The following is a 6,762-nucleotide window of genomic DNA, read 5'->3' as shown; positions in this document are numbered from 1 at the left end:
TTCAGACGCAAGACAGGAACGGATCCTTGGAACATTCGAGAAAAAATCAGAAATGGCTCGCCAACGCCTTCTGCCAATCCGCTGCAAATTCCTGCGGCACTGTGTCTTTCAACAAGGCACCTGGCTCGATAAAGGTGTAAAGTTCCGCGTATGAGCACTCGCGCTCATTGGCAATTCGGCGGTAGATATCGGATGGGCCGAGGTCAGATACGCGCTCTTTCCCCATTGCACCCAGTATTTCGCGAAAGCTTTCCAGAGTGGCGTCATGAAAGCGGTGAACCCGCTTGCGTTTCTGCGGCACGTTGACCGCGCGCCCGCGAATGGGATCCTGTGTTGCGACGCCTGACGGGCAGCGGTTCGTATTGCAATGCAGGGCCTGAATGCAGCCCACGGCGAACATCATCGCCCGCGCCGCATTGCACATGTCAGCCCCCAGCGCGAATTTCTCGATCATGTCATAACCAGTTGCCACTTTGCCTGAACAGACCACCCGGATCTTGTCCCGCAGACCTACTCCGCGCAGACAGTTGTTCACGAAGATCAGCCCTTCGTTCAACGGTACGCCCAGACGGTTGGTAAATTCCACAGGCGCCGCGCCGGTCCCGCCTTCGGCCCCGTCTACGGTGATGAAATCGGGCAGAATGCCCGTTTCCAGCATGGCCTTGCAGATCCCCATGAACTCGGACCGGTTGCCGATGCACAGCTTGAAACCGACGGGTTTGCCCCCGGACATTTCGCGCAGGTGTTGGACGAAATGCATCAAGCCCGTTGGCCCGTCAAAGGCCGAGTGAATGGGTGGCGAAATCACATCCTGATGCACGGGCACGCCTCGAATAAGCGCGATTTCTTCGTCGACCTTGGCCGCCGGCAGAACACCACCATGGGACGGTTTCGCGCCTTGGGACAGCTTGATCTCAATCGCCTTCACGACGTCCTTCTGGGCATTCTGGGCGAACTTGTCCTTGTCAAAGCCGCCCTCTGCCGTCCGACAACCGAAGTATCCGGTGCCAATCTGCCAGATTATATCGCCGCCTTCGGCAAGATGGTGCGGCGACAGCCCGCCCTCGCCCGTGTTGTGTGCGAAACCGCCATCCTTGGCCCCGCCGTTCAAGGCGCGGATCGCGTTGGCGCTGAGTGCCCCGAAGCTCATCGCTGAAACGTTCAGCCGCGATGCGAGATAGGGCTTTTCACACTGAGGACCGCCAAGCATCACACGCTCTTCGCTTTCCGGAACGTCCTTGGGCGCAAGCGAGTGATTGGCCCGGTGATATCCGACTTCGGTGATATCGTACTGGGTGCCGAAGGCCTGAGTGTCGACCTGTCCCTTTGCTCGTGAATACACCAGCGCGCGAATGATCCTATTGAAGGGCCGCCCGCTTTCGTTGGTTTCCACGAAATACTGGCGGATTTCCGGGCTGACGAACTCCAGCATATACCGGAAATGGCCCAGAACCGGATAGTTGTTCAGTACGTTGTGTTTGGTGGTCAGCATGTCGTACAGCCCGACCAACGCGTAAGGGACCAGCAAAATCAGCAGCCAGAATGCCGGAGGCCAGTACAAACCCCAGACCACGGTCAAAGGCAGAACCACATAGGTCACGACATAATATATTCGACGTACGATCATCTTGCTCTCCCTTGGGCCAATCGGTCAGAGGTTGGCCTTGAGTTCCTTGACCCAGTTGTCCCACTGCGCATGTTCACCCTTGGCCAGCAGGATGCCTTCTTTCAGTTTCGACATGCCGAATCCCCAGGCCATCTTGGTATCGATATGCGGAGGCATGACCAACTCGCCGGGCGTGACCATGGCGTCGATGATGAATGGCTTTCGGCTGGCTTTGGCCCGCGCGACGGCCTCGGGGATGTCAGCCGCATGTTCCACACGGACCCCGTCCCCACCGCAAACCCTCGCATATTCCGCAAAGTCCGGGTTCACCAGATCGGTAGCAGCGGGGTTCAGCGGATAACCCGCCACCTCCATCTCCATTTTCACGAAGCCGAGCGTCTGGTTGTTGAAGACCAGCACCTTGATGGGCCACTCGTAGCGCACGGCAGTCACGAAATCCTGCATGGACATGCCAAATCCGCCATCCCCGCAGAACGCCCAAACCTCGCGCTGCCGATCCAGTGCGGCGGCTCCCAACGCCGAAGGCAACCCGGACCCCAGTGACGAATGGTTGAAAGACCCCACCATGCGCCGTCCGCCTTTCATCCGGGTCTGACGCGCCACCCAGACCGTGCATTCGCCGATATCCATTGCAAATATCGCGTCATCGGCAGCCTGGTCGGAGACCTGCCGCGCGAATAGCTGCGGGTGGAGTGGCTCGGTGTCACGCTCGAGGCTGGAGTCGCGGTCTTGCTGCGCCAGCCATTTCGTACACAGCTTGACCTGACGATCGGCAAACGCCCTGTCGTCCTTTGCGGCCAGCTTTGGCAAGAGCAAATCCAGCGTCGCGCCCACATCTCCCAGCAATCCCGATGCGATGGGCGCGCGGCGTCCCAGATGTTCGACGTTGCGATCGATCTGGATGATTTTCGCATTTTCCGGCAGGAACCACTCGTATGGGAAGTCCGTTCCCAGCATCACCAGCACATCGCAGTCGCGCACTGCATGATACCCGCCGGGATTGCCGATCAACCCAGTCATCCCGACCACGTTGGGATCATCATAGTCAAAAATGTCCTTGCCCTTGAGGGAATGCGTGATCGGCGCGTTCAGCCGTTGGGACAGAGCCAGAACCTTGTCTTTGGCTTCTCTGCATCCCACGCCGGCGAAAAGAGCGACTTTCCTGCCCGCGTTGATGATCTCGGCCGCACGGTCGATTTCGGGTTCGGGCGGGATCAGCGTTGATGGCGTTTTCAGGATCGGGTGCAGTTGGTGCAAGCTGGGCACCTGCTGTTCGGACACGTCTATGGGCAGTTCGATCCGCACGACCTCGCGGTTGATCAAGGCGCGTTGCACGGCGATCTGAGCCAGTCGCGGCATCTGGTCCGGCGAATTGATCACGGCCTGATAGCCGCAGACATCCTCGAACACCTTCTCTAGATTGACTTCCTGGTGGTAACCGGTCCCGCGCTCCCGATGAGCGACCTGACCTGTGATCGCCACGACCCCTGCACCCTCACGCCGGGCGTTGTACAGTCCATTGATCAGGTGCAGCGCTCCGGGACCGACGGTTCCGGCACAAATCCCGATCCCGCCGGTCAGATGCGCCTGGGCATAGGCTGCATAGGCTGCGTTTTCCTCGTGCCTGACCCCGATCCATTCGAACCGGCCATCCCCGCGCATGGCTTCAAGCAGGGGGTTGAGCGCATCGCCCGTCACGCCGAAGATCTGGCGCCCTCCGGCATCCGCGAGAATATCCAGCAATACCTTGCATACGGAATTCGACGTCATGACCTGCCCTCTGGTTCCGACCCCATCGGGCCTGTCCCGATAGATCGTGGGCAGGTTGCCCTTTGATTGCAAGCCTTTGTACTGCCACCCCAAGCATCGGGCGGATTTGCGGTGGCTTAGTTGCGGCGGTTGAACCCGGGCGGCACAGCCGCTATCCAAATCCAAACCCCACAGGCGGAGAAGCGTCCTTGGCCAAAACTCAGGCGGCAGTTTCGGGGAAGCCCATGATGTACGCCGCCGTCTTTGTCGGAGGAGCGGCTGGGTCGATCCTGCGCGAACTGTTTGCGCTGGAAATTCCGGGGATGCCGTTGCTGACATCGACCTTCGGCATCAATGTCGTGGCCTGTTTCATTCTGGGATGGCTCTACGCCATACGCGGCCGGGTGCATGCCCATGTTCTGCACCTCGGGGCCGTTGGTTTCTGCGGCGGATTGTCGACGTTTTCGTCCTTTGCCGCCGAACTGGAACGGATCGCTGAAACCGACGGCTGGTCGGTCATCTTCCCGTTGGCGGCCGAAGTTATCTGTGGTTTGGGCGCGGCCATTCTGGGCGAGGCAATCGGACGCCGCCGCCGCTCAGGAGGGTCGGCCGAATGACCGATCTGTATCTGCATGCGGTGTTTGGGCTGGGCGGCGGACTGGGAGCAGTCCTTCGCCACTGGGTCGCGCGGGCCATCACCCACGACCTGCCGATCTCGACGCTGGTCGTGAACGTATTGGGCAGCCTGTTGTTGGGGCTTTGGATCGGGTACCTCGGCGGGCCCGTGGAGATGGCCGAAGAAGAAAAGCGCCTGGTTTTCGGCTTTTGCGGAGGGTTCACGACATTCTCCAGCTTTGCCTACCAGTCTCTTGAACTGCAGCGCGAGCGGACGATTGTCCTTGCGGGTGGAAACATCCTGCTCAGCCTCGGACTGTGCTGGCTGGCCTTGTGGCTGGGACTGTGGGTGATGGGCTAGCCGGTCGCTACATGCCCGGCATGTGCATCCGCATAGCCAGATTGCCCAGGATCCAGACCGTTCCAAGAATGATGATCAGAAGAACCAGCGTCGAGAACAGGACCAAATCCAGATCTTCGCGGCTGCTGCGGCGACGGTCGATATGCAGGAAATAGACCAGCTGAACAATCAGCTGCGCCAAACCCAACAGCCCAATTGCAAGGTAGACACCCTTGGTCTCGATGCCGAACCAGTAGGCGATCGCAAACACGGTGAGTGTCAGCAACAGCGAGCCGCCATAGCCGATCACATACCGGCGCCGCTCGCGCCTGTGCATCTCGGACCGTTTATCCATAGGTCAGCCCTCCGAAATACACGATGGTGATGATGCCGATCCAGATCAGATCAAGGAAGTGCCAGAACAGTGCCAGCCGCACCACGCGCGAAATCACGAGGTCGGTCATCCCCATGACCCGCAGTTGAATGCCCAGAACGACCAGCCACACACAGCCCGCCGCCACATGCAGCCCGTGCAGAGGCACCAACCCGTAGAAGGCGGACAGGAAACCGCTGCGCTGCGGGATGCCACCCTTTTCCGCCATCGACATGAAATCGCGGATTTCGAGGACCAGAAAACTCAGCCCAAGCAGCAGCGTAACCCCGAACCACAGGACGATCCGACCGCGCGGCAGGTTGTATTTCAGCGCCAGCATGGCAAGTCCAACAGTCAGGCTGCTGGTCAGCAGGATCAGGGTCTGGGCAAAGATGCTGTAGAGATCGAACAAGTCGTGCGGGCCAGGACCACCGGCCTGCGCGTCGATCATGGTGATGTAGACGCCGAACATCAGCCCGAAATAGACCAGGTCGCTCATCAGAAAGACCCAGAAACCGAAGGTCACCACTTCGGTCGCCTTGTGGGCGCTGGCATGACGCCGCCCAAGGTTCAGACCTGGGTAACTGTGGGTTGGTGCAGGCTTCATGTCGCTGCCTCCAGATCCGGTCGGGCAAGCCCGGTGTTTTCTGGCGCACCTTCGTGATCCCGGTTCACAGGGGTCGCGTTGCGAACCAAGTCCAGCCAGGCCTCGTGCTGCCTGCGCACGTCTTCAGCTGAAACCACTTCTTCGGTATCGGTCTGAAAGGTCCACAGGATGAATGACAGGATCATCATCACGGTCATCAGCGCCGCCAGCCACCAGATCCACCAGACCAGCGCAAACATCCACACACCGCTGAGCACGCAGAGCACGAAACCGATACCGGTGTTGCGTGGCATAGTGATGTCCTCGTACCGGTCGGGGTGCGGGTAGGCCTCGCCACGCTCTTTCGCGGCGGCAAAATCGTCGCGGTCCGTGACATGCGGGATGATCGCGAAATTGTAGGGCGGCGGCGGGGCCGGGATCGACCATTCCAGCGTGCGGGCGTCCCAGGGGTCGCCAACCGATACGCGGCTCTGTTCGCGGTTGCGGATGCTGACCCACAGCTGCACGACGACCGACAGCAAGGCCGCCAGAATGACCAGCGCGCCGATGACGGCCGTGATCATGTAGGGGTGAAAGCTCGGGTCCTCCCAACTGTAGGAGCGGCGCGGCATACCCATCAGGCCCACGAAATACAGCGGCAGGAAGGTCAGCATGAAGCCCACCGTCCACAGCACGACCGATATCCGCCCCCAAGCCTCGTCCAGGCGGAAGCCGAACGCCTTGGGAAACCAGTAGTTGTAGCCCGCAAGCAATCCGAACAGGACACCCGGCAGCAACACGTTGTGGAAATGCGCGACCAGGAACAGCGTATTGTGCACTTGATAGTCAACGGTTGGGTTGGCAAGGATCACCCCGCTGAGCCCCCCGATCACGAACAGCATCAGAAAGGCCAGCCCGTACAGCATCGGCACCGAGAACCGGATGCGGCCGCGATACAGGGTGGCCATCCAGTCATAGACCTTGACGCCGGTGGGTATGGCGATCAGCATCGTGGCGATGCCGAACACCGCATTGATCAGGGCGCTTTGGCCCATGGTGAAGAAATGGTGCAGCCAGACGGTGAACGACAGTACCGCGATCGACATGGTCGCGATCACCAGCGAGTTGTAGCCATAGAGCCGCTTGGCCGAGAAAGTCGCGAAGACTTCGGAATAGATGCCATAGGCCGGCAGAACCAGAAGATAGACCTCGGGGTGGCCGAACAGCCAGAACAGGTTGGCATAGTTCATCATGTTGCCGCCCAGGTCATTGGTGAAGAAATGGAAATCAAGATACCGGTCGGCGGCCAGCAACAGTGCCGCCACCCCCAGGGGCGGCATGGCGAACACGATCAGGATCGAGCTGCAGATGATCGTCCAGCAATACATCGGCAACCGCATGAATTTCATCCCAGGCGCGCGCAGTTTGTAGATCGTGACGGCAAAGTTGATCCCCGTCAGGGTGGTGCCGAT

The 6,762-nt window shown here is 59.8% G+C and carries 7 protein-coding genes; 2 read left to right on the top strand and 5 right to left on the bottom strand.

Annotated features, from left to right (window positions below; genetic code table 11):
* Positions 1-46: 46 nt before the first annotated feature.
* Positions 47-1,627: an FMN-binding glutamate synthase family protein gene (locus tag AC2FM5_RS18800; protein WP_170359345.1), complete on the bottom strand. Its 1,581-nt coding sequence runs from the start codon at positions 1,625-1,627 to the stop codon at positions 47-49.
* Positions 1,628-1,651: 24 nt separating this feature from the next.
* Positions 1,652-3,397 carry a thiamine pyrophosphate-dependent enzyme gene (locus tag AC2FM5_RS18795; protein WP_496737434.1) on the bottom strand — a complete coding sequence of 582 codons (1,746 nt, stop codon included), beginning with the start codon at positions 3,395-3,397 and terminating at the stop codon, positions 1,652-1,654.
* Between the two features lie 224 nt (positions 3,398-3,621).
* On the opposite strand from AC2FM5_RS18795, the gene AC2FM5_RS18790 reads away from it, so the two are divergent.
* On the top strand, positions 3,622-3,993 hold the full coding sequence (locus tag AC2FM5_RS18790) for a fluoride efflux transporter FluC (protein ID WP_254433981.1): 372 nt from the start codon (positions 3,622-3,624) through the stop codon (positions 3,991-3,993).
* Positions 3,990-4,352, top strand: coding sequence for a fluoride efflux transporter FluC (locus AC2FM5_RS18785; RefSeq protein WP_496737432.1), 363 nt, complete (start codon positions 3,990-3,992; stop codon positions 4,350-4,352). The genes AC2FM5_RS18790 and AC2FM5_RS18785 overlap by 4 nt, the downstream gene beginning before the upstream one ends.
* Positions 4,353-4,359: 7 nt before the next feature.
* Here the strand turns inward: AC2FM5_RS18785 and AC2FM5_RS18780 are convergent, their stop codons facing one another.
* The 3 genes from AC2FM5_RS18780 to AC2FM5_RS18770 form a co-directional block, all read right to left on the bottom strand.
* The gene (locus AC2FM5_RS18780; protein ID WP_244952445.1) at positions 4,360-4,686 is read right to left on the bottom strand and encodes a cytochrome o ubiquinol oxidase subunit IV; all 327 of its coding nucleotides are present in this window, start codon (positions 4,684-4,686) and stop codon (positions 4,360-4,362) included.
* Entirely contained in the window at positions 4,679-5,311 is a 633-nt protein-coding gene (locus AC2FM5_RS18775; RefSeq protein WP_170341891.1) for a cytochrome c oxidase subunit 3, read from the bottom strand. Before AC2FM5_RS18775 ends, AC2FM5_RS18780 begins: the two co-directional genes overlap by 8 nt.
* A partial coding sequence (locus AC2FM5_RS18770; RefSeq protein WP_496737429.1) for a cbb3-type cytochrome c oxidase subunit I occupies positions 5,308-6,762 on the bottom strand: 1,455 nt, incomplete at its 5' end. The genes AC2FM5_RS18770 and AC2FM5_RS18775, both read right to left, overlap by 4 nt.

Source organism: Ruegeria sp. BHSA162, from assembly GCF_059613385.1.
Note: the sequence above shows the minus strand (reverse complement) of the source record. Positions and strands in the feature narration are given on the sequence as shown.